Here is a 19605-nt window from a genome sequence, read left to right as displayed (position 1 = left end):
AGCCTAGTGCTCCAACTTGGCGTACCCAACATTGGCAGGGGTATTTTCCAAATCCCTGCCAACCGCCCTGCTCTTCTTCACCTGCTCCAGCCACTTTTCCGTGTCTTCCTGCACCTGGCTTGCTGGGATTACCCGTTCACTGTCCCAACGGAAAGTGGAGGCTATTACTGCAACAATAATGGCCACAGCGGATATCAGTGCCAGCCACCAGATATACCAAACCAGCGCAAACATGAGGATGCCGCTCAACACACAGAGGATAAAACCCAGCGGATTATTTTTTGGCACTTCGATATCACGGTAGACTTTTGGCGCCAGATAAGCGCGCCCCTGTTCCTTGGCCTCGGTAAACTCGTCCCGATCAGTGACCCTCGGCAGTTCGGCAAAGTTGTAAGAAGGCGCTGGAGCAGGAATTGACCACTCCAGAGACCGGCCATCCCACGGGTCCCCCACTGGAACACGGTTTTTATCCCTGTCTCTCAGGCTGACTACCAATTGCACCACCAAGCTGATTAATGCGCACAAAACCACCATGGCTCCAACAAATGCAACCAGCATGTAGGGTTTGAAAGTTAGGTCCATATAACTGAAGGAACGCCTTGGCATTCCCAACAGGCCAGCACCATATAGTGGGAAAAACGTCAGCATAAAACCGAGAACCCAAAGGAATGCCGACCAGCGCCCAAGCTTGTCATTGAGACGAAAACCAAAAGCCTTGGGGAACCAATAGTTGTATCCGGCGAGCAACCCAAACAGCACGCCCGGAATTAAAACATTGTGGAAGTGCGCCACCAGGAACAAGGTATTGTGTACCTGGAAATCCACGGTGGGATTAGCCAGGATCACACCGGATAGACCACCAATTACAAATAAAATCAAAAACCCGATGGAGTAAATCATCGGCGTGGTAAAACGGATTCGTCCCCGGTACATGGTCGCCATCCAATCGTAGACCTTCACTCCGGTAGGAACTGCAATCAACATGGTGGCAATACCAAACACAATATTAATTGTGGGGCTCTGACCCATGGTAAAGAAGTGATGCAGCCATACAGTAAAGCTCAACACACCAATACTCATAGTGGCGATCACCAGAGACTTGTAGCCATACAAGCGCTTTGCAGAAAAGGTAGAGAAAACTTCGGAAAATATGCCGTAGGCCGGTAGCACTAACAAATAAACTTCCGGGTGCCCGAACAGCCAAAACAGGTTGGCATAGTTCATCATATTTCCACCGAGATCATTGGTGAAAAAGTGGAAATCCAGGTATCTATCGAAACCCAGCATCAACGCCGCCACACTTAAGGGTGGCATGGCAAATATCATCAAAATAGAGGAGCAAAGTACCGTCCAGCAAAACATCGGCATACGGAAGAATTTCATTCCAGCAGCGCGACATTTGATGATTGTAACGGTGAAATTAATACCCGTGAGGGTGGTACCGGCACCCGAGAACACAATGGCCCATATCCAATAATCGGGCCCGACACCTGGATTAAAATCCCCTCCGGTATAAGGTGGATAAGCAGACCAACCGCCAGTGGAAAATTCCCCTACCACCAGGGAAACCATTAATAAAATTCCAGATGCAACCGTAACTGCCAGGCTGATTTGATTGAGAACAGGGAAAGCAACATCCCGTGCACCAATCTGTAATGGCATCGCATAGTTAACCAACCCAACCACAAAAGGTACGGCAACAAAAAATATCATGATGGTGCCGTGGGTACTGAATAGCTGGGCAAAGTGATCGGCGTAGAGAAAACCATCTGGCGCGGCAGCCTGCTGCGCCCGCATTACCATTCCTTCCAGCAGCCCCCTGGTCATCATTACCAGTGCAAACACTATGTACATGATGCCAATTCTTTTGTGATCAGTACTGGTAAGCCATTCGGACCAGAGGGTGCCCCATACCCGGAACCAGGTCAGCAAGCCGAGAATTGCGACAGTGGCAATAATCACGATACTGCCGGCGGTACTGGCGACAAATTCGCTCACCGAGGGATCGGTGATTAATTTACTGAAAACAAGGGAGTCCCAGTTTAGTTTGCCCAACCAACCGTATTCATTCATGGTTGCGCGCCCTCCACTTCCTTATCCCGTCCAAATTTCTCGGTGCCGGGCTGCTCCTCAATACTGAGGGGTTTACCGGAGTGGTAGCGCATCACTATATCCTGGAAGAGACTGGCATCTGGGAGAGTGAAATAAATGGCTTGGGCAGGCATTTGCGCCGTGGCCAGTTCTTTGTGCGCCTCCTCACGGGTGGTACGTGTCGCCAGGCGATGGTAAGTATCCTCATTCAACGGGATACCTGAGGCGCGAACTTGTGCTACCCAAGCCTGAAAATCCTCATCATTCTTAATTAACACATCAAATTTTTGGTCAGTAAAACCTTTCCCGGTAAATTGGGTGTTTTCCCCCTGGGTTTTCCCAAGCTTGGTGGCAATAAAATTCAACTTGGTCGTCATTCCTGGCATGACATAAATTTGTCCCGCCAACGCTGCAATGAGAAAAGACTGCATCACCGTATCACTGGTGAGAGTCATAGATACCGGTGTGTGTACCGGGACAACTAACTCCCCCACCGTGGCAATTTCCAGCTGGGGATAAATAAACAGCCACTTCCAATCGAGCCCCACCACTTCCACCTTAACAGGCGGTACCACTCCTTGAATTTCCTCGTAAGGATCCAGGCTAATCGTGGCACGCCAAAGCATGACCGAGAGCACCAGAATAACCAGGAAAGGCACGCCCCACATCACGACTTCCAGCGGGCCATAGACCTCCCATTTGGGCGTATAAATACCGGTACCTTTTTTGCGTCGGTATTTAAATAAAATAATTGGCACCAAAATAAAAACGGGCAACACAGCCACCATAGTGAGGGCTGTAGCCCAGAAGAAATGGGTTTTCTGCTCATGTGCCACTGGACCCAATGGCATCAGGAAGCTTTCGGATGCAAAGGCGGGATTGGCATTCAGTAAAAACAAAAGAATAACGGGCAGAGCCAATACTGGCCGGGAAAAAAAGTGAGAAAACCACCTAAAAAACTGTATAAAGTTCTGAGAAAACCCCATTGGCGTGTCAACTTTCCAATCCATTGTAAAGCCTACCGACGAAAGGACTCGCTGGCACCCATTTCAGGCTACCGGTTACACTAAAACAGTCGCGAAACCCTAGGATTTATAGCCAAGTACTCCCTGTACTCACCGGGCACTATTATGCGACTTGTCTCACCAGAATAGCTGATTAAAATATTCTTTAACCTCGTGTACTCTCCTGCTGGGCTAAGTTTCTGGCGGACGATTACATTTAATCGGCGATTGAAGAGTTATCACCCTAGAAAACACCATCCTTCATCATTTCCTGAAGAACCGTCTCCACATACTCCAGAGCATCCCCCTCCCGTGGCCGACGAATTTCTCCGTCAATGTAATTCACCAGAAAGGTTTCAGTTTTCAATGACCAATACAGCTCCTCACTAGTGCCCTCATAGAGCCGGGTTTCCACTATGGCAACCTGGGAGTTAGAGATATTCCGGTTCAAATGTTTGAACTCACTTAGCTGTGTTACTAACAGCGTATCGAATTGATAAGCTGCCAGCACTTCGGCGACCTCTTCCATGGATGGGACCTCGTGCCCCGTTGCAAAATCACTCCAGGAGTAGGCCTGTATCTCGTAGCGGCTCAATTCATCAATCCAAACATCTTCAACATGAATTCCAACGATTGGACGAGGTACCGTTGTGTAGGTCAATACCAAAGTTTTCCCCAGAGGGCGTGCACTTATATATGGAGAATGCCAGCTATGAATAACTATGGTTCTCGCAGAATGGCAGCTGTACACACACAGGAAGGCCAGAAGTAAAACTCCTCTAATAACCACTGGCCATCCCCTTAAAACGAAATTCGGCTAGTGAATTGGGTACGCCAAACCGAACCGTAGGCGCCATCCTTATCCTCCCGAGTACCGTAGAGAGCCTCCACACCAAATAACCATTGCGGTGTCGGAGTCCATGTCAGGTTAATACTGCTGTATTGAGTTTCCCGGAATGCAAAGCCAGGCTGAAAGTCGAAATTATCCTGCTGTACCAATCCGTAGGTAGCGACGGTATACAGGCATGGGCTCCACCAATGTTGGTAGCCGATGTACCAGGCAAGTGTTGGAATCGCCTCCAGCCGGTTTTCATAAAAATCATAAGAGGCATCTGCAGGAAAATCGTTCAGGAGCCCCCCATATCCCGCCCCAAAGCTTAAGGAGTATGTAATGAAATCCGGAGCTAAGCGCCCAGGCATATCTATAACACCGCTCAAATTCACTCCCCACCCGGTATCTGAAACAGCGGATTGTGGTTCCCCACTGCCACGTAAATCCCGCACTATAAAACTGCCTTGAAAATTAAAACGGTCCGTCTGGGAGATAACAGCGACTACCGCATCAGGCCAACGAGAAACTTCTACAGCGCCCTCAAACACTCGCTCATCGGGCGCCTCCAAAGCAACTTCCAGAGTAAGTGTTGGGTGATATTTGCGATGCCAACGCACAATAGGATGCCGCAGGGACAGCATTGAATTTGGCCCCTCATAATCCAGGGTGTTTGGCCAGGCATTAAGATTAGTGAATGTGGACCAGTCCTGGCCGATCAGTAAATCACCACCAAGTAGGATATCGCTGACCTGACCATAAGCCTTACGCAACTGTAAAATTGGCTCGGCAATAGTGGTATCCCTGAGGAAATCCATTGTCGTTTCAGTCTTGATCTGCCTCCCCCCCCAGGGCATCTTGGTCTCGAGTTCTAACCTCGAAACCTGCACACTGACATTGGTCTGCCCATCCTCCCCTTCGGCTGCGGTTCTGTCACTGGTGACAATAGCGCTGGTAGTAAATTCAGCGGGACTCACAATTGCACCAGTGTCGTAGTTGGCATCCAGCTCCGCGAAGCCGCCTATCTTGATCCGTAGCTCAGTCCCAGTTACCTGAATTGAGCCTGGCCAGTCTGTTGGTGCTTCGGCGATCGCCGCTTCCAATTCAGAGGGTGAAATTTCGGGAGGATGGTTTTTTATGCGAGGAGGGGGTGAAGGGTCTTGGGGGATTGCGCGCCGCAGCTCCTCCACCTGCTGGCGCAGGGCATCAAGAGCCGCTTTTTGCCGCTGGATTTGTGCCTCCTGCTCTTCCAGCTGGCGCTGCTGATCCTCGATAACACGCAGTAACTGATCCGCCTCAACATATACCTGCGCAATCGAAGGCTGGGCAAAAAGAGCCTGTATGGCAAACACAATCACAGCAGGAAGCGCAGGGGATTGTGTATTGATTTCCATATCTAAGGCTTGACTCCATCTCCCTCGGGCCCGGCCTGCTCAAATTAAAAGTGCTATTTCAGCAGCTGATGCATATTTCCCACAGTTTTATTCAAGAAAGCGTAGTTCAAGACTCTGAAATACTGGTATTGATCCTGTACCAGCCTTTACAAAGCTGGCCAATTGATGGAAATAAAAAGGAGAAAAGCGCCTTTAGCTGGCCCAGCTAGTGCCAGGCCTATAAGAGCTAGAGAAATTATTATTGGCGGGCGAAACGCGGTGGCAGCGGTTTCTCAATACGAGTGGAACGCAATGGGTTAATATCCAGGCCACCACGACGTGTATAGCGGGCACATACCGTCAGCTCAGAAAATTCCGCCAACTGCTGCAGATCGCAGAATATCCGCTCTACGCAGTGCTCATGGAAATCCTGGTGCTCACGGAAAGAAACAATGTAGGCCAGCAGCGCCTCTCTTTTCAGCGCCGGCCCCTTGTACTCCACCATAACCGTGGCCCAGTCCGGCTGGCCAGTAACCGGGCAGTTACTACGCAACAGGTGACTGTAGAGGGTTTCACTGACATCTTCCCCACTTCCTTCCAAAGCGAGTAGCGATTGGGCCGGCTGGTATTGCTCCACGGCAATATCCAGGTCATCCAGGCAAAAACCCTGCGGTCTTTCTACCGCCAGGGCAGCATCTTCCACATCCAGGAGATTCACCTCAACCGCAGCTCCAACAGCTTCGCCCAGGTCCTTTGCCAGGGTATCTTGAACCAATCGCCAAGACTCAAATTTACTCTGATTAAAGGAGTTGAGGTACAGCTTGAACGACTTGGACTCAACCATACAGGGGCTTTCCGCAGGGAAGCTAAATCGCGCTACTGCAACCTGCGGCTTACCCTTCGGGTTCAGCCAGGAGAGCTCAAAGCCCCACCATTCATCCTCACCAAAAAATGGCAGGGCCCCCGCGGACAGGCCCAGCTGCGCGCGGGAGATGGAACGCTGAATTGGGTGCAGCAACTGCGGGTTATAAGTGGATTCGTAAGTGGTTTCCCGACCCAGCGGGAGGTTCTGCCAATCTTCTCTGCTCATAATCAACCTCAATGCCTCAATCGCTTGCCGTGACTCATCAGGTAGAGCCCCCAACTGGCGAGAAGTGCAATAAATACCAAAACCCCAATAAAAGCCCAAGCCACGTTGATATCTGAAACTCCCAGTATCCCATAGCGGAAAGAATTCACCATATAGAGAATCGGGTTGAGCTTTGACAGCCCTTGCCAAAAGGGCGAAAGCAATTCGATAGAGTAGAAAACACCCCCCAAGTATGTGAGCGGGGTCAATACAAAGGTGGGGATAATAGAAATAGCATCAAAGCTATTGGCGTAGATAGCATTAATAAACCCGGCCAAAGAGAAAAGTACTGCGGTCAGGAAAACGATAGCTATGGTAACGCCAACATGCTCAACACTGAGCGATGTAAAAAACATCGCCACCAGGGTGACAATCAAGCCGACAATCAAGCCCCTCGCCACGCCGCCAAGTACATATCCAGCCATTACCGCCCAATTGGGAGTGGGTGATACCAAAAGCTCCTCAATACTGCGCTGAAATTTGGCACTATAAAAAGAGGACACAACATTGGCATAAGAATTGGTAATTACCGACATCATTATCAGACCCGGCACCACAAATTCCATATAGGGATAACCCCCCATATCTCCGATTCGGCTCCCAATGAGAGAACCAAAAATCACAAAATACAATGACATGGTGATTACTGGCGGCACCAGTGTCTGCGGCCATATACGCATAAAGCGACGCACTTCCCGCCGGAAAATTGTGCTGAAGGAGATCCAGGTTAATCTGCTGCTCACTCGTCCACACCCTCCATTTTTTCCTCGGACAACATGGAAATAAACAGCTCCTCGAGGCGGTTGGCACGATTGCGCATACTGGTCACAGTAACGCCTTGGGCTTTAAGCTCAATGAAAACCTCTGTCAGCGACTGCCCCTTCTCGACAGTGATTTCCAGGGAGTGGCTATCCAACAGATGACATTCAAACCCTGAAAGCCCCGGCGCCTTTTCCAGATATTCACTACAGTCGAGAATAAATGTCTCACGATTGAGGGTCTTCAATAAGGACTTGATTGAGGTGTTCTCAACAATCGTACCTTTGTCGATGATCGCAATGTTGCGACACAGGCTTTCTGCCTCCTCCAGATAGTGGGTAGTGAGGATAATAGTGGTGCCCTGCGCATTAATCTGCTCCAGGAAAGCCCACATGGAACGGCGCAGCTCGATATCCACCCCTGCGGTGGGCTCATCGAGAATCAATAATTTGGGTTCGTGGATCAGGGCCCGCGCGATCATCAGGCGGCGCTTCATACCGCCGGACAGCATACGAGCCTGGGTAGCCCGCTTATCCCAAAGTCCGAGTTGCTTGAGGTACTTTTCAGTGCGCTCTTCCGCCAACTTGCGCGGCATCCCATAAAAGCCGCCCTGGGTGGCCACGATATCGAATACTTTCTCGAACTGGCTGAAATTAAATTCCTGCGGTACCACGCCCAATAGACGCTTGGCGGCTGGAAAATCACTATCGATATCAACCCCAAAAATAGAGATGCTCCCGGCGCTCTTGCGCACCAGGGAACAAATAATGCCTATGGTGGTGGACTTCCCCGCACCGTTGGGGCCCAGCAAGGCAAAGAAATCCCCTGGCTGCACCTCAAAGCTGATGCCCTTCAGGGCCTGGAAGCCACCTTCATAGGTCTTTTGCAGATTCTGGATAGATAGCGCGGCGGTCATCTCTCACTCCCGTTACTGGAGGCGCCATTCAACGCGCTTGCCCAAAGGAATTCAACCGGTGGAATACTGGGATTTGACAGTGTGGCCCAGCCTGGCAATTGCCGAAAGTCCAGGCGCGCGCTTACAGTCCCAAAAGCTCTGGCACAAGCGATAAATTAAGAAGCAATATATCGGAAAATTAAAAAGCCGCTCGATTGAGCGGCTTTTTATTTGGAGCGGGAAACCGGGTTCGAACCGGCGACCTCAACCTTGGCAAGGTTGCGCTCTACCAACTGAGCTATTCCCGCGCTTTGGGTTGGCCCGGCAGCAGTGCTGCCGGGCCTTATTGGCATCCCCAAGGGGAGTCGAACCCCTGTTACCGCCGTGAAAGGGCGGTGTCCTAGGCCTCTAGACGATGGGGACAGAAACTTGCACTACAACCTGTCGGTCCCGTGCTGCCATGCTGTCCATGGCATTGCCACTGGTATTCCAGTGACTTCACTCTCCAGATATGACCTGAACATCACCCTGTAAAGCAAAACTTGGAGCGGGAAACCGGGTTCGAACCGGCGACCTCAACCTTGGCAAGGTTGCGCTCTACCAACTGAGCTATTCCCGCAATTTGACCCGGCAGCATTGCTGCCAGGTCGTATTGGCATCCCCAAGGGGAGTCGAACCCCTGTTACCGCCGTGAAAGGGCGGTGTCCTAGGCCTCTAGACGATGGGGACAGAAACTTGCACTGCAGCCTTTCGGCCCTGTGCTGCCATGCTGTCCATGGCAGTGGCCACGGATTTCTCTGTGGCGATACTTCCCGAGCGGACTAGAGATCTACTCGTGAAGCGTGAAACTTGGAGCGGGAAACCGGGTTCGAACCGGCGACCTCAACCTTGGCAAGGTTGCGCTCTACCAACTGAGCTATTCCCGCGTGGCATCCCCAAGGGGAGTCGAACCCCTGTTACCGCCGTGAAAGGGCGGTGTCCTAGGCCTCTAGACGATGGGGACCCAGAATCACCTCTGTCGTCATCGCTGCGTTTTAAAGTGTAGCTCTGCGTCAGAAGTGGGGCGCATTCTATGTACCGTTCAGGGTGCTGTCAACACCCGAGTTAAAATTTTTTTCTTTTATTGTCAGGCACTTACCTAACCCGGTGGATTCGAGGGAACAGATTTCCGGCCCTGGGAGACGGCACTGTTCGCCGCACTGACTGCATGCAGGCGCAACTCCTCCAGAAATTCTCGGATACGCTTTCCATTGGCACCAAGGTCACTCACCCCAACCCGTGAGCTGGACCGGACATCCACTCGTGAGCTACCGTCACTTTCCGCCCTGACTCGCACAACAATATCATCCGTGAATCCCAGCAACAGAGTTCTATCCACGGCTTCGAGGTGGCCATTACTGGGCTCGTAGGAAACAATTTCCCAGCCGAGCTCCTTAGCCACCTCAGCGGCCAGTTCAGTAGTGCGCTCGACCGGCAGGTGCACATGCAAGGGGTAGATATCGCCATAAACATCGGCCTCCCGCTGCAACCTTGCCACCTCTTCCCCTCCGTATTCCGCACTGTTCTCCCCCGGCTTACGCAGGCCCGGCACCACACGATACTGGGGTGGGTTACGGGTATCAGTGGTGATATCGTGAATTCTCGGCACAGTAAAGTTGTCCTTGCCCACCGTGATCAGCGGAATTGCCACCGGCAGTAGGCCGAGCAGTACTGCCCACAACGCATTACTACGGGTCACGGCGCTGTTACTACGTACCCCCCAGACAAAGATCAACAGGCTGACCAAGGCGATCGCCAGGGCCGCAGCACCGGCGTAGGTGAACACCTTGAAAGCCATACTGAAATGCAGCAGCCCAAATCTCAGCGCGAGTCCGGCCAGAACAATCGCACTGAGCAGCACCCATTGGGCCCACAACAGCCAGCGACTCCAGTGTTTTTCAATCACTCTTCTTCCCCTTCCTCGCCGCTGCTTTTATCCAGTTTTACCGATAAGGAATTAATACAGTAACGCAACCCGGTTTCTGTAGGGCCATCATCAAATATATGCCCGAGATGACTGTCACACTTGCTGCAAAGCACCTCCACTCGCTGAATACCGAAACTGTTATCAGGGAGCTCTCGCACTATCCCCTCGGCAAACTCTGCATCAAAGCTGGGCCAGCCGCAGTGACTCTCAAATTTCGCTCCGGAATCAAACAGAACTTCGCCACAACACTTGCAACGATAAACGCCTTCGTCAAAAACATCCCAATATTCGCCGGTATATGGTGGCTCTGTCCCCCCCTTGCGACATACCTCAAACTCCTCATCTGTCAGCTTATCGCGCCAGTAGTTATCGTCTTTTGGTTTTGACATACTCTCTTGTTCCATTTTTACCAGTTCCCGCAGGAGCGGCACTCGCCGCCAGTGAACTTCCCGGCTTTCGCGCAGCTCGCACGCGGCCCAGGACCGCTCCTGCCAAGCTACAGGGCTGCCGAACCACCATGAAGGACATCCATAAATCTGAAAAACTGCACGGCGTCTGCTATGAGATCCGCGGCCCTGTCATGGAGCAGGCCTACCGGATGGAAGAAGAAGGCCACCGAATCCTGAAGTTGAATATCGGCAACCCCGCCCCTTTCGGTTTCGACGCTCCTGATGAGATTATCCAGGATGTTATCCATAATCTCTCCCAAGCCCAGGGCTATGTCGAATCAAAGGGCCTTTTCGCTGCGCGTAAAGCCATTATGCAGGAGTGCCAGACCCTGGGTATCCAGGGCGTTGATATTGACGACATTTACCTGGGCAACGGTGTTTCAGAGCTAATTTCCATGGCTACCCAGGCACTGCTCAATAACGGTGATGAGCTGTTACTGCCCATGCCCAATTATCCTCTTTGGATGGCGGCCACCAACCTCACCGGTGCCACACCAGTACTCTACCGCTGCGATGAGGAATCAGGTTGGTTGCCGGATATCGAGGATATTAAATCAAAGATTACCTCTCGTACCCGCGGCATTGTCGTAATTAATCCCAACAACCCTACTGGCGCCATTTACCCAAAGGAGCTACTGGAGGATATCGTTGAAGTGGCACGCAGCCACAACCTGGTCGTTTTCGCCGATGAGATTTACAGCAAAATTCTTTACGACGATGCCGAGTTCACCCCAATGGCCAAATTGGCTCCAGACGTGCTCTGCCTGAGTTTCAACGGTCTGTCCAAGTCTTATCGCTTAGCCGGTTTTCGATCAGGCTGGATGATAGTGAGCGGCGCGAAACATCGCGCTAAAGGGTTTATTGAAGGCATGGATATACTTGCCTCCATGCGACTATGTGGCAATGTACCGGCAATGTTTGCTGTACAAACAGCCCTTGGTGGCTACCAGAGTATCAACGATCTCGTGCTACCCGGTGGACGCTTGCGCCAGCAGAGGGACTTGGGCCATCAGATGCTAAATGACATTCCGGGAGTAAGTTGCGTTAAACCCAGCGGCGCCATCTATTTATTTCCCAAGTTGAACCTCGATCACCACAAGATCGAAAATGATGAGCAGCTGGTGCTGGAGTTCTTACGCCAGGAGAAAATCCTGCTGATACAGGGCAGCGCTTTCCACTGGGATGCACCGGATCATTTACGCATCGTATTCCTGCCAAGGGCAGATGACCTATCCCACGCGATGACCCGCCTGGGCTACTTTCTGGAGCGATATTCCCGCTGATGTTGGACGATTTACATATTCACGATTTCTACCGGGATGCCGGCAGGATTCTGCTGGCACTGTTCGGCCAGTTTCCCCTACCCACAACAATTTATGTTGAGGACATCGCCGGGCCCGATAGCCCTGATGAATTCGGGTTACATTCGCCACGTCATTTGGCCTGCCTGGGAGCAATCAGCTGGCTAAAGCAAAGTGGCTATATTACTTTTTCCCAGCTGGTTCGCCAGGAAGCGGCAGAAGAAACTGTACTGACCCACCGCGGGTTTCTATTGCTGATTAATGCAGATGCAGAGTCAGGACAGAGCAACGCGCAGCTTCTCAATAGCGCAGTACGCGATGCATCATCTACAAAATTACAGACCCTAATGGAACGCTTGATGCGGGAATTTGCTGCTATTTAACAACCTGCCCAAAAGGATCTATTGCTCTTCAACTAGGGTTTATGACACCTTTCCATAAACCCTTTTCGGCCGGTCATGCACTCACATACACAACTTAAGACTGGAGAATTTCTGTTCCGCTCGGCAAGCGGCCAAAAAATTTCAACAGCCCGCTCAAATACCCTAAAAAGATAGCGCCGCTATTCCTGGCGGCGGTATTTTACGTGCAACATTTTTAATGCCGCATCCGGGTCCCGATCGGGAAAATCCGGACTCTGCGCTAAGCGGGTCACAATTTCGTACCCTCTGTCAGCGCCGAGGATCAGCTCGCGGAAATGCGCCTCACTATGACGGGGGGAATTGATGACCATCAGCAAATCCGCCTCATCTGCAAGGCAGGCCGGCAATTGTCGTACGAGTTTTTCGTAATTGTGACTCACATCAAAACGGCCTTTCTGGCGTGTGGGCGGATCTACGATGCCCAACTGGAAAGGGCCTCGGCGGTCAAAACGCTTGAATTGACGCAGCGCGTCAAATTGCAGGAATTGAATGCCGTTCAGGGACAAACCGTTCACTTCGTGGTTTTCGCGCCCGCGATTTAACACACCGCGATTCACATCCACATTGACGATTTCAATATCCCCTGCTGCACGAGCCACAGCAGAAAAGGCACAGGTAAAGGCAAACAGGTTCAGCATTTTCACAGCCCCCTGTTCCGCCCGGGCACGAATCTGTTCTTCCAACCAAGTGCGCCCTGGTTCTATATCCAGGAAAAAACCAACGTTCTGTCGCTCAAAGGTCAGGGGAAACTTCAGTTCGCCACGCTGTGCCATCGGAGCTGCCACAGGCTCACCACACTGCCACTCTATCGGGGCACCAGTCTGGTAGCGGCGCTGAGTAGCAATACCACGGTAATCATGCGGCTCTGCCAGTTGCCAGAGCGTTTCGCACAACTCCGTTTCTCCTTCATACTCTTCGAAAAAAGTCACCAGCAGCGCTGGAAAAAAACTGTCGACACAAATCTGCTCCAACCCCTCATAGCAACGGCCACGGCCGTGGAACAGACGACGACTGTCTCTGCCACCCTGCGCTATTTTGGACTCAACCAGCTCCAGTAGCTGCTGCCAATTGGTAGACACTCAAACTTCTCCGTTACTCAATGGGTATAAAATCGCATCCCGGTAGCCGGTAACTACCCGGATAAAGCCACTCCAATCCCGATCTAATTCCGGCTCACCGCTATCCACCAACAGGGGGCGGCCTCCAAGTTCAGTTATTTTGGTTTTAGTAGCGACAACCATTAAATTATCACGCCCGACTTCCCGTAGAACTCTTGCGGAAAACTGCTGGTTGCCACGGCCAATCAAGTGCCCCTGGCCACCAATAGCAGTGAGCAAGATTTTTATTGGGCCCTGGTGCACAGCGATCGCCGCCTCAATCTGTGGTGCACCCACATCCGTCTGTTGTAAGGCACCGTCGATCAGCAAATCCACCCCCAACAAAGTACCTTTACAGCCCAGCTCAGTCATTATCGCCAGGGTTGTTGAGCCGGGGCCAACAATGTACAGGGTACCGGGGTCCAACTCTTCAACAATCTCAGCGGCAATGTCTGCCACAGCCAGTTCTTCCACCTCACGCCCGGCATTTTTTACTGCCTGTAAAAAATGCCCCTCCTGGGGCACCAACAGTTCGCCGTAATAACGGGTGCTCACTCTACCCTGGCGAAAAGATTGTTCGTCGATATCCCGCACTTCGCGCTCACACAAATCCACCAACTGACCGGACATGAGGCGCCGTAAAACCTCGCCGCCAGCTTTGGGGGAAATAGCAAAACATGCGGAATGCATCTTGACTCCGGCAGGAATACCCAGCACAGGGAAATGCTCCCCAAGGGCATTAACCATATTGCGTGCAGTGCCATCTCCACCGATAAAAACAATTAGGTCAGCACCGGCATCGCGAATCGCTTTAGCTGCTTTTTCCGTGTCTGCGGGAGTGGATGGGCTGCTATCGGCAGCCCCCACCTCATTGACAGAGAAACCGAGCGCGCGAGCGGTATCTGTACCCATATCACCGGCAAAACACAGAAGCTCCAATTGCTCGCGAAAAGGGGCTAATGCCTCCAGGGCGATTGCGGCGCGCTTGTGGGATTGAGGCTCGATCCCTGCAGCCAGCGCCTGTGCCACCGCCTCAGCCCCATCACTGCCCTTAAGCCCCGCCGGGCCACCGACACCCGCCCAGGGGTTGATAATCAGCCCCAGTTTTTTTACTTGCTTGTCTAATTGCACTTAAGCCCCAACACCGCTAACTGCTCTTTATCACTTTCACTCAGGTTTTGCGCCGACGTACTGTAATGAGAAAATTCCAGGCGCTCGGGGTATTCTCGGCGCAAACGGTCGAAGGCTTTAGACATCGGCTCAGGGCCTTCCGCCGCTTCACGCAGACGGCAATCATCATTGCGGGGATCATACATTTGCAACAGCAGTTCTGCCTGGATGCCTCCTGAGACAATTCTATTTTGCGCGGCCTCACATCCCGTACTTTTATCCACTGCAGGTAGTGCCAGGTCCAGCGCATTCGACAGTGCCTCTCGAATCATGTGAGTACCCGCAAGCTTGCCGTCCAGGCTATAGCCGGCAATATGCGGCGTGCCCAGGTCAACCAATTTCAATAGTTCAGTATCAATACCCGGCTCATTTTCCCAGACATCCAGCACTGTGCTAAAACGCCGCTCTTTTTGCAGGAGTTGAAGCAGTGCGCGGTTATCTACCACCGCACCCCGCCCGGCACTAATCAGCACCGCTCCATCCCGGATATGTACAAGCTGCTCCGCACCAATCATATGTAAGCTCGGGTAAAGGCCACTTTTAACCAGAGGAGCATGCAGGCACACAATATCCTGGCTAAGCACCTGCTCCAACGGCGCATAGTCTGGGTTCTCTGGTAACCAGGGATCGTAAATAGCGCAGGTAGCGCCCAGGTTGTGCAGCCGCTTCTGCAGCAGGCCGCCAACATTGCCGCAACCGACAATTCCAAAGCTGCGCCCACGCCAGTCGGCCCCCAGGGCCGCCAGAGCACAGAATACATATTCCACAACGGAGTTGGCATTACAGCCCGGCGCGGCGCTCCAATAAATGCCATTGCGCTCCAGCCAGTCGGTATCCAGGTGGTCAGTGCCAATTGTGCAGCTACCAACAAAGCGGACTGGCGTACCTTCCAACAGGCTTTGGTTTACTCGCGTGACCGAGCGCACCAGCAGAATATCGGCGTCGGCAAGTTGCTCACGGGTAAGGGTTCGGCCAGGGTAACGCACCAGTGTGCCCAGATCCCCGAAGTATTGCTCTAGGGCCGGAATATTTTCATCCGCGACAATCTTCAGGCTGGCACCATTAGTTAAACTTTCACTCATGCAAGCTCTCCATCCATACGGCTCACGGTCCGCACCATCTTCCCTTTCAGGCCCCCGATACCAAATTCTTCCGCGAGGGCCTGGGCCAGATCCAGGTCCACTACTTGCGGACGCAGATCTGCCACAGCAATACCCAGGGGGATATTCTCTTCCAGGCTGGTGAGGCGCTTGGCCAGACGTAACTGCTCTTCAAATTCCTGCAAGCGCTGGGCAATTCCCTTGGCACCACGAATAGGTAGTGACGCCACCTGCTCCAGCTGCACCAGGAGCATCTCTATGCCCTCAAAAGCCTCCAGTAGTCGCGCCGCTGTCTTGGGACCAACACCTGGAATTCCGGGAATATCGTCGCTGCTATCCCCTACCAGTGCCAGATAATCGGCAATCTGTGCCGGTTTCACCCCAAACTTTTGCTCCAAGGCTTCGCTATCCATATGGCGATCCGCAGCGAAGTCCCAAAGGGAGGAGGCCCCCCTATCCAGCAATTGCCCCAGATCCTTGTCGCGGCTCACAACAATCGGCTTGTGCCTTCGCAGCTTTCGGGTGAGGGTGGCAAGAATGTCGTCTGCCTCATAACGCTCACTGGAGAAGCTGGCAATTCCCAGGGCCTCCGCCATCTCCCGACACGCCGCCAGCTGGAAGGCCAATGCCTCATCGGGCATAGCGCGACTGCATTTATAGTCCGGGTACAGCTCATTGCGGAAGCAACTGCCCAAAGACTCATCAAAAGCACAGGCTATATGGCGCGGATCTCGCGCTAACATATCCAGCAGGAAATTAGTGAAGCCATAAACAGCTTCAGTGGAGTAACCGCTGCGGCTCTCCCAGTTGGGCGGCAGCGCAAAGTAATAGCGGAAAATATAGACGGAGGCGTCAATCAGATAGCTGCTCACGATAACTCCACCAATTGGTAGGCAACCTTATCGAGCGGGTCCGGGCACTCAAACTCCTCAGCCAGTGCCTGGGCAAAAGTCTTCGCCCGAGCGTTTGGCCCCTGGGCACAGTACTCCTGCACCTGTTCCCAGATTGCCTTCTTAAAGGTGTCGCTAGGGCCCAGGCCGCTTTGTAGGTTGTCTGCACTGACCCGAAACCGGAAACCACAGGCGCGCGCGAAGACCCACTCCAGCGCCTGGGGCTTGACCTCCACAAGCTCAAACTCAGCCTGCTGCTCAGGGCTGCGCCCATCCGCTTCATACCAATAGCCATAGTCAGGAAGCAGGCGGCGCGCCTCCCCGGCCACACACCAATGGGCCACTTCGTGCAGGGCGCTGGCGGCATAATCCAAGGTAAATTCCACCTGGTGAACCCCCTTGTTCATGGCGGCGGGGCGGTAGTAGGGTTCAGGAAAACCGCCACAAAGTCGGGTATTGAGCCCATTTGGATCCGCAAAACAACGATTAAAGACGCCAATTATGCGATCCGCCATAGGCAAAATTGTAGAAACTGAAGCCATTTCTGGGTTAGGAACGGGCAAGGTGTTCTCCGGGGTACCGCAAAGGCGGGGACTATATCAACGCAGGCGCCTCGATCAAAGCTGTGCCGCAGTGGAGCCAATTGACAGCGCTGGTTGTATTTCCGCAAATCAACATATACCTTTACTGGCAGGGATGCCGCGTTGGGCACCTGCCCTTTCAGCGAATTCCCGGAGGAGGGATAAAGTAGTCAAATACCCTCCTGATTCAGTCTTCCTTCAGAGATAGGGCATAGGTAGTCGCACCTTTGTCTGAGTGGAGACGGTTTACAACCGGCCCTGCCAGGAGGTGTTCCATGACAGACCACAGCATTAACAATGTGGTTGACCTCTTCACCGGCGAGCCGATCGAGACTTCTGCGGACCGGCGCTTTATCCGCCTGTCGCCAGAACTCGACGGCTTGGAAATGCTCTACTCCAACAACTCCAGCGGAACAGACTTCTACAGTCTGAAAGTGCTGTGCTGGGGGCTTAAAGCAAATGGCGAGGTCGTAGGCCTCGTTCCCTGGTTAAACTCAATAGTGGCCTGTCCAGACATCAAGGACCCTTTAGATGGACGCTTTGAAGGCTACTACGATCCCGGCATTGAGGAAATCTTCCACCACCCACCCATTCACAAAGTCGTCGAGCTGGAGACTGCGGCGGAATACTTTGAGTTTGAGAGCAGCAAAGCTGAAGAAGTGCTGCAGGAGATCCCCGATACCATCGGCACCCACGCGGTGTTTATGGATGAGGATCGGGAGAACCTGACGTTAATTGAGGTGATCAGCTGGCGCCTGCACGCCGATGGTTTGATCCACGGCATGCTGATCGACCACGATATCGTTGAGACCACCCCGGTACTGCCGGGTGACCATTGCCTGTACCCCGCACAGGAGAGCGTGGGCTTTCGCTACTTTTTCCAGCACCATATCGCCAACAAGATCAAATCAGAGGACCCGGAGGCCTTGGCCGCCATCGCCGCACTGGTAACGGCGCCATAATCTATTCGACCGACCATCTAGTCGGCAGAGAATTGTATCCAGGAGTGTGTTGCCGTCCCTGCCATTATGGGCTGGGGCGGCAGCAAAAGATCTCGACCGGCTATTCCCCTTTTCTAATCCAGAAAACGAATTCGTCATTCTCCTCAACGTGTTGAACCAGCTCATAGCCAAGAAATTGGCAAAACTTAGGTACATCCCGCTGGGTGGACGGGTCAGTGGCAAGCATTTTCAGTACCTCCCCATCGGCGACATTTCGCACCGCTGAGTGCAGCATCATTACAGGCTCCGGGCACAAGAGGCCGCGGGCGTCGAGAGTGTGATCAAACTTCATATAGCCAATTGTGCGCAATTTAACGGGCTTCGTCACCCGAAAACTGGCAGTCACCTAAATCCAGGATTGACGCACTAAACTCCTCTAAGGCCCTATCGCGATTTGGGTACACAATGATTTATGTATTGATTGAGCGGGAGATCGCTGCCGAAATGCAGAGTAGCTATGAGGAGGCAGCACGCAAGGTACTGACCTGTGCCTACCGCACCATCGGCTTTATCGAAGGGCAGACCTATATCGAAAAGGGCAATCCCCTGCGCCGCTTCACCTTATCGAAGTGGCAATCCGAGCTGCACTGGCAACACTGGTACACTAGTGAGGAGCGCCGCGCCCAAATGGCCATGTTGAGCCCCTTATTGGTTCAGGAAGAGCGTATTATCGTCCTTGAGACCGCAGCATAAATTGCGCCGCTATTTCCACCGCAGACTGCCAATGCCCTGCATGAGTAAAACCACTGGCACGGCGGGGCTTAAAGTCGTGATCACCATCCTCCAGCCACTCAACTTCGATAGTATCTGCTAATCCGTAAGTGTCGACTTCTACACGGTTGCCTAGAGGGTCTCTATCCCCCTGAACGATGAGCGTCGGGCAGGAGATCGCCTGTAAATGCTCAGTGCGCAGCTTGTCCGGTTTGCCCTGAGGATGGAACGGATAGCCCAGGCAGACAACTCCTGCAATCAAACTCTCGGCAAAGCTTTCATCAGCAAGCAGGCTCGCCACCCGCCCCCCCATGGACTTGCCACCAATAAATAAGGGAAAACCTCCCGAAAAATGCGCAATCTGCTCGCGAAAACACTCCTCGAGCTGGGGCATGGTGTTAGGCGGGCGCTTACTGCCACCGGTGCGACGTTGGGCCATATAGGGAAACTCGAAGCGAATCACCTCTACACCCTGTCCACACAGCCCCAGGGAAAGAGCCTGCATAAATTCGCTATCCATGGGCGCGCCAGCACCGTGGGCAAACAGAAAGCGGGCTTTGGGTGACTGGGGGCTATCTATCAGGTAATTAGACATCGGTGGGCAGATCCTGGGCGAGCACCAGGTTGACGCTCTCCTCACCCGGTTCAAACCAGATGACTACCTCACCGGACTGAAGCTGTCGGCGTAAGCTCGCAACCTTCTCCGGTAATTCCACTTCGCTCTCACCATATTCGGTGCCTTCTCGGGTGGCGTATTCTTCCAACAAGTTCTGCAGGGTGCTGGCATCCAGCTGTTCATAGGGAATGATCATACAACTATCAGATAGGGTGAGATGG

Annotated in this window: 21 protein-coding genes and 6 tRNA genes; 4 read left to right on the top strand and 23 right to left on the bottom strand. The window is 52.7% G+C overall.

All coding sequences use genetic code 11. The features are described from left to right. Positions 1–3: 3 nt before the first annotated feature. The 15 genes from ACJJJB_RS04595 to msrB all read right to left on the bottom strand — a co-directional run bounded on the left by ACJJJB_RS04595 (position 4) and on the right by msrB (position 10435). Positions 4–2073, bottom strand: a complete 2070-nt coding sequence (locus ACJJJB_RS04595; RefSeq protein WP_020414731.1) for a cbb3-type cytochrome c oxidase subunit I — start codon at positions 2071–2073, stop codon at positions 4–6. After that, a complete protein-coding gene (locus ACJJJB_RS04590; RefSeq protein WP_445365809.1) occupies positions 2070–3101 on the bottom strand; it encodes a ubiquinol oxidase subunit II in 1032 nt (343 codons plus the stop codon). Before ACJJJB_RS04590 ends, ACJJJB_RS04595 begins: the two co-directional genes overlap by 4 nt. A gap of 238 nt (positions 3102–3339) precedes the next feature. Next, the gene (locus ACJJJB_RS04585; RefSeq protein WP_445365808.1) at positions 3340–3756 is read right to left on the bottom strand and encodes a hypothetical protein; all 417 of its coding nucleotides are present in this window, start codon (positions 3754–3756) and stop codon (positions 3340–3342) included. Between the two features lie 140 nt (positions 3757–3896). Continuing rightward, positions 3897–5318 (bottom strand): DcaP family trimeric outer membrane transporter, encoded by a 1422-nt coding sequence (locus ACJJJB_RS04580; protein WP_444945336.1) that lies wholly within the window; start codon positions 5316–5318, stop codon positions 3897–3899. A gap of 238 nt (positions 5319–5556) precedes the next feature. After that, the gene (queF, locus tag ACJJJB_RS04575) at positions 5557–6387 is read right to left on the bottom strand and encodes an NADPH-dependent 7-cyano-7-deazaguanine reductase QueF (RefSeq protein ID WP_020414726.1); all 831 of its coding nucleotides are present in this window, start codon (positions 6385–6387) and stop codon (positions 5557–5559) included. Between the two features lie 8 nt (positions 6388–6395). Continuing rightward, the gene (locus ACJJJB_RS04570) at positions 6396–7169 is read right to left on the bottom strand and encodes an ABC transporter permease (RefSeq protein WP_020414725.1); all 774 of its coding nucleotides are present in this window, start codon (positions 7167–7169) and stop codon (positions 6396–6398) included. Then, positions 7166–8101 carry an ABC transporter ATP-binding protein gene (locus ACJJJB_RS04565; protein WP_020414724.1) on the bottom strand — a complete coding sequence of 312 codons (936 nt, stop codon included), beginning with the start codon at positions 8099–8101 and terminating at the stop codon, positions 7166–7168. Before ACJJJB_RS04565 ends, ACJJJB_RS04570 begins: the two co-directional genes overlap by 4 nt. A 211-nt stretch (positions 8102–8312) precedes the next feature. Continuing rightward, positions 8313–8388: transfer RNA gene (locus ACJJJB_RS04560), tRNA-Gly, on the bottom strand. A gap of 39 nt (positions 8389–8427) precedes the next feature. Further along, positions 8428–8503 (bottom strand) — tRNA-Glu (locus ACJJJB_RS04555). A 120-nt stretch (positions 8504–8623) separates the two neighbouring features. Continuing rightward, positions 8624–8699, bottom strand: a tRNA-Gly gene (locus ACJJJB_RS04550). Between the two features lie 34 nt (positions 8700–8733). Continuing rightward, positions 8734–8809, bottom strand: a tRNA-Glu gene (locus tag ACJJJB_RS04545). 121 nt (positions 8810–8930) lie between these two features. Continuing rightward, positions 8931–9006, bottom strand: a tRNA-Gly gene (locus ACJJJB_RS04540). Position 9007: 1 nt separating this feature from the next. Continuing rightward, positions 9008–9083 (bottom strand) — tRNA-Glu (locus ACJJJB_RS04535). Between the two features lie 135 nt (positions 9084–9218). Next, complete coding sequence (locus tag ACJJJB_RS04530) at positions 9219–10025, bottom strand: DUF1499 domain-containing protein (RefSeq protein ID WP_020414723.1); 807 nt, start codon at positions 10023–10025, stop codon at positions 9219–9221. Further along, the gene (msrB, locus tag ACJJJB_RS04525; protein WP_445365807.1) at positions 10022–10435 is read right to left on the bottom strand and encodes a peptide-methionine (R)-S-oxide reductase MsrB; all 414 of its coding nucleotides are present in this window, start codon (positions 10433–10435) and stop codon (positions 10022–10024) included. The genes ACJJJB_RS04530 and msrB overlap by 4 nt, the downstream gene beginning before the upstream one ends. Before the next feature lie 128 nt (positions 10436–10563). On the opposite strand from msrB, the gene ACJJJB_RS04520 reads away from it, so the two are divergent. Both ACJJJB_RS04520 and ACJJJB_RS04515 read left to right on the top strand, forming a co-directional pair. Further along, positions 10564–11778: a pyridoxal phosphate-dependent aminotransferase gene (locus ACJJJB_RS04520; RefSeq protein ID WP_020414721.1), complete on the top strand. Its 1215-nt coding sequence runs from the start codon at positions 10564–10566 to the stop codon at positions 11776–11778. Next, positions 11778–12179: a hypothetical protein gene (locus ACJJJB_RS04515; RefSeq protein WP_020414720.1), complete on the top strand. Its 402-nt coding sequence runs from the start codon at positions 11778–11780 to the stop codon at positions 12177–12179. The genes ACJJJB_RS04520 and ACJJJB_RS04515 overlap by 1 nt, the downstream gene beginning before the upstream one ends. Positions 12180–12358: 179 nt before the next feature. Here ACJJJB_RS04515 and ACJJJB_RS04510 read toward each other — a convergent pair whose 3' ends face one another. Genes ACJJJB_RS04510 through ACJJJB_RS04490 form a run of 5 tightly spaced genes read right to left on the bottom strand, consistent with a single transcriptional unit; the run spans position 12359 to position 17038 of the window. After that, positions 12359–13297, bottom strand: a complete 939-nt coding sequence (locus tag ACJJJB_RS04510) for a class I SAM-dependent methyltransferase (protein ID WP_445365806.1) — start codon at positions 13295–13297, stop codon at positions 12359–12361. Beyond that, on the bottom strand, positions 13298–14446 hold the full coding sequence (locus ACJJJB_RS04505; protein WP_445365805.1) for an ATP-NAD kinase family protein: 1149 nt from the start codon (positions 14444–14446) through the stop codon (positions 13298–13300). Further along, positions 14437–15567, bottom strand: coding sequence for a 4-phosphoerythronate dehydrogenase (locus ACJJJB_RS04500; RefSeq protein WP_020414717.1), 1131 nt, complete (start codon positions 15565–15567; stop codon positions 14437–14439). The genes ACJJJB_RS04505 and ACJJJB_RS04500 overlap by 10 nt, the downstream gene beginning before the upstream one ends. Beyond that, positions 15564–16457 carry a 5'-3' exonuclease gene (locus tag ACJJJB_RS04495; RefSeq protein ID WP_444901906.1) on the bottom strand — a complete coding sequence of 298 codons (894 nt, stop codon included), beginning with the start codon at positions 16455–16457 and terminating at the stop codon, positions 15564–15566. Before ACJJJB_RS04495 ends, ACJJJB_RS04500 begins: the two co-directional genes overlap by 4 nt. Continuing rightward, positions 16454–17038: an elongation factor P hydroxylase gene (locus ACJJJB_RS04490; protein WP_445365804.1), complete on the bottom strand. Its 585-nt coding sequence runs from the start codon at positions 17036–17038 to the stop codon at positions 16454–16456. Before ACJJJB_RS04490 ends, ACJJJB_RS04495 begins: the two co-directional genes overlap by 4 nt. Positions 17039–17331: 293 nt before the next feature. Between ACJJJB_RS04490 and ACJJJB_RS04485 the strand changes: the two genes are divergently transcribed. Further along, positions 17332–18018 (top strand): hypothetical protein, encoded by a 687-nt coding sequence (locus ACJJJB_RS04485; RefSeq protein WP_020414713.1) that lies wholly within the window; start codon positions 17332–17334, stop codon positions 18016–18018. Between the two features lie 100 nt (positions 18019–18118). On the opposite strand, the gene tusA is transcribed toward ACJJJB_RS04485, so the two are convergent. Continuing rightward, on the bottom strand, positions 18119–18349 hold the full coding sequence (gene tusA / locus ACJJJB_RS04480; RefSeq protein ID WP_026305254.1) for a sulfurtransferase TusA: 231 nt from the start codon (positions 18347–18349) through the stop codon (positions 18119–18121). A 113-nt stretch (positions 18350–18462) separates the two neighbouring features. On the opposite strand from tusA, the gene ACJJJB_RS04475 reads away from it, so the two are divergent. Continuing rightward, positions 18463–18750 carry an antibiotic biosynthesis monooxygenase family protein gene (locus tag ACJJJB_RS04475; protein ID WP_020414711.1) on the top strand — a complete coding sequence of 96 codons (288 nt, stop codon included), beginning with the start codon at positions 18463–18465 and terminating at the stop codon, positions 18748–18750. On the opposite strand, the gene ACJJJB_RS04470 is transcribed toward ACJJJB_RS04475, so the two are convergent. Both ACJJJB_RS04470 and ACJJJB_RS04465 read right to left on the bottom strand, forming a co-directional pair. After that, positions 18725–19363 carry an alpha/beta fold hydrolase gene (locus tag ACJJJB_RS04470; protein WP_445365803.1) on the bottom strand — a complete coding sequence of 213 codons (639 nt, stop codon included), beginning with the start codon at positions 19361–19363 and terminating at the stop codon, positions 18725–18727. The two genes, ACJJJB_RS04475 and ACJJJB_RS04470, sit on opposite strands and share 26 nt — an antisense overlap. After that, a complete protein-coding gene (locus ACJJJB_RS04465) occupies positions 19356–19580 on the bottom strand; it encodes a YheU family protein (RefSeq protein WP_020414709.1) in 225 nt (74 codons plus the stop codon). Before ACJJJB_RS04465 ends, ACJJJB_RS04470 begins: the two co-directional genes overlap by 8 nt. Positions 19581–19605 lie beyond the last annotated feature (25 nt).

It is taken from the genome of Microbulbifer variabilis (assembly GCF_052468405.1).
Note: the sequence above shows the minus strand (reverse complement) of the source record. Positions and strands in the feature narration are given on the sequence as shown.

What these genes read in the sequence shown, in the direction of transcription:
- ACJJJB_RS04475 (WP_020414711.1), top strand. Translation starts at nt 18,463, where the DNA reads ATGATTTATGTATTGATTGAGCGGGAGATCGCTGCCGAAATGCAGAGT.
- ACJJJB_RS04520 (WP_020414721.1), top strand. Translation starts at nt 10,564, where the DNA reads ATGAAGGACATCCATAAATCTGAAAAACTGCACGGCGTCTGCTATGAG.
- ACJJJB_RS04500 (WP_020414717.1), bottom strand. Translation starts at nt 15,567, where the DNA reads ATGAGTGAAAGTTTAACTAATGGTGCCAGCCTGAAGATTGTCGCGGAT.
- queF (WP_020414726.1), bottom strand. Translation starts at nt 6,387, where the DNA reads ATGAGCAGAGAAGATTGGCAGAACCTCCCGCTGGGTCGGGAAACCACT.
- ACJJJB_RS04590 (WP_445365809.1), bottom strand. Translation starts at nt 3,101, where the DNA reads ATGGATTGGAAAGTTGACACGCCAATGGGGTTTTCTCAGAACTTTATA.
- ACJJJB_RS04580 (WP_444945336.1), bottom strand. Translation starts at nt 5,318, where the DNA reads ATGGAAATCAATACACAATCCCCTGCGCTTCCTGCTGTGATTGTGTTT.
- ACJJJB_RS04465 (WP_020414709.1), bottom strand. Translation starts at nt 19,580, where the DNA reads ATGATCATTCCCTATGAACAGCTGGATGCCAGCACCCTGCAGAACTTG.
- ACJJJB_RS04515 (WP_020414720.1), top strand. Translation starts at nt 11,778, where the DNA reads ATGTTGGACGATTTACATATTCACGATTTCTACCGGGATGCCGGCAGG.
- ACJJJB_RS04470 (WP_445365803.1), bottom strand. Translation starts at nt 19,363, where the DNA reads ATGTCTAATTACCTGATAGATAGCCCCCAGTCACCCAAAGCCCGCTTT.
- tusA (WP_026305254.1), bottom strand. Translation starts at nt 18,349, where the DNA reads ATGAAGTTTGATCACACTCTCGACGCCCGCGGCCTCTTGTGCCCGGAG.
- ACJJJB_RS04595 (WP_020414731.1), bottom strand. Translation starts at nt 2,073, where the DNA reads ATGAATGAATACGGTTGGTTGGGCAAACTAAACTGGGACTCCCTTGTT.
- msrB (WP_445365807.1), bottom strand. Translation starts at nt 10,435, where the DNA reads ATGTCAAAACCAAAAGACGATAACTACTGGCGCGATAAGCTGACAGAT.
- ACJJJB_RS04485 (WP_020414713.1), top strand. Translation starts at nt 17,332, where the DNA reads ATGACAGACCACAGCATTAACAATGTGGTTGACCTCTTCACCGGCGAG.
- ACJJJB_RS04565 (WP_020414724.1), bottom strand. Translation starts at nt 8,101, where the DNA reads ATGACCGCCGCGCTATCTATCCAGAATCTGCAAAAGACCTATGAAGGT.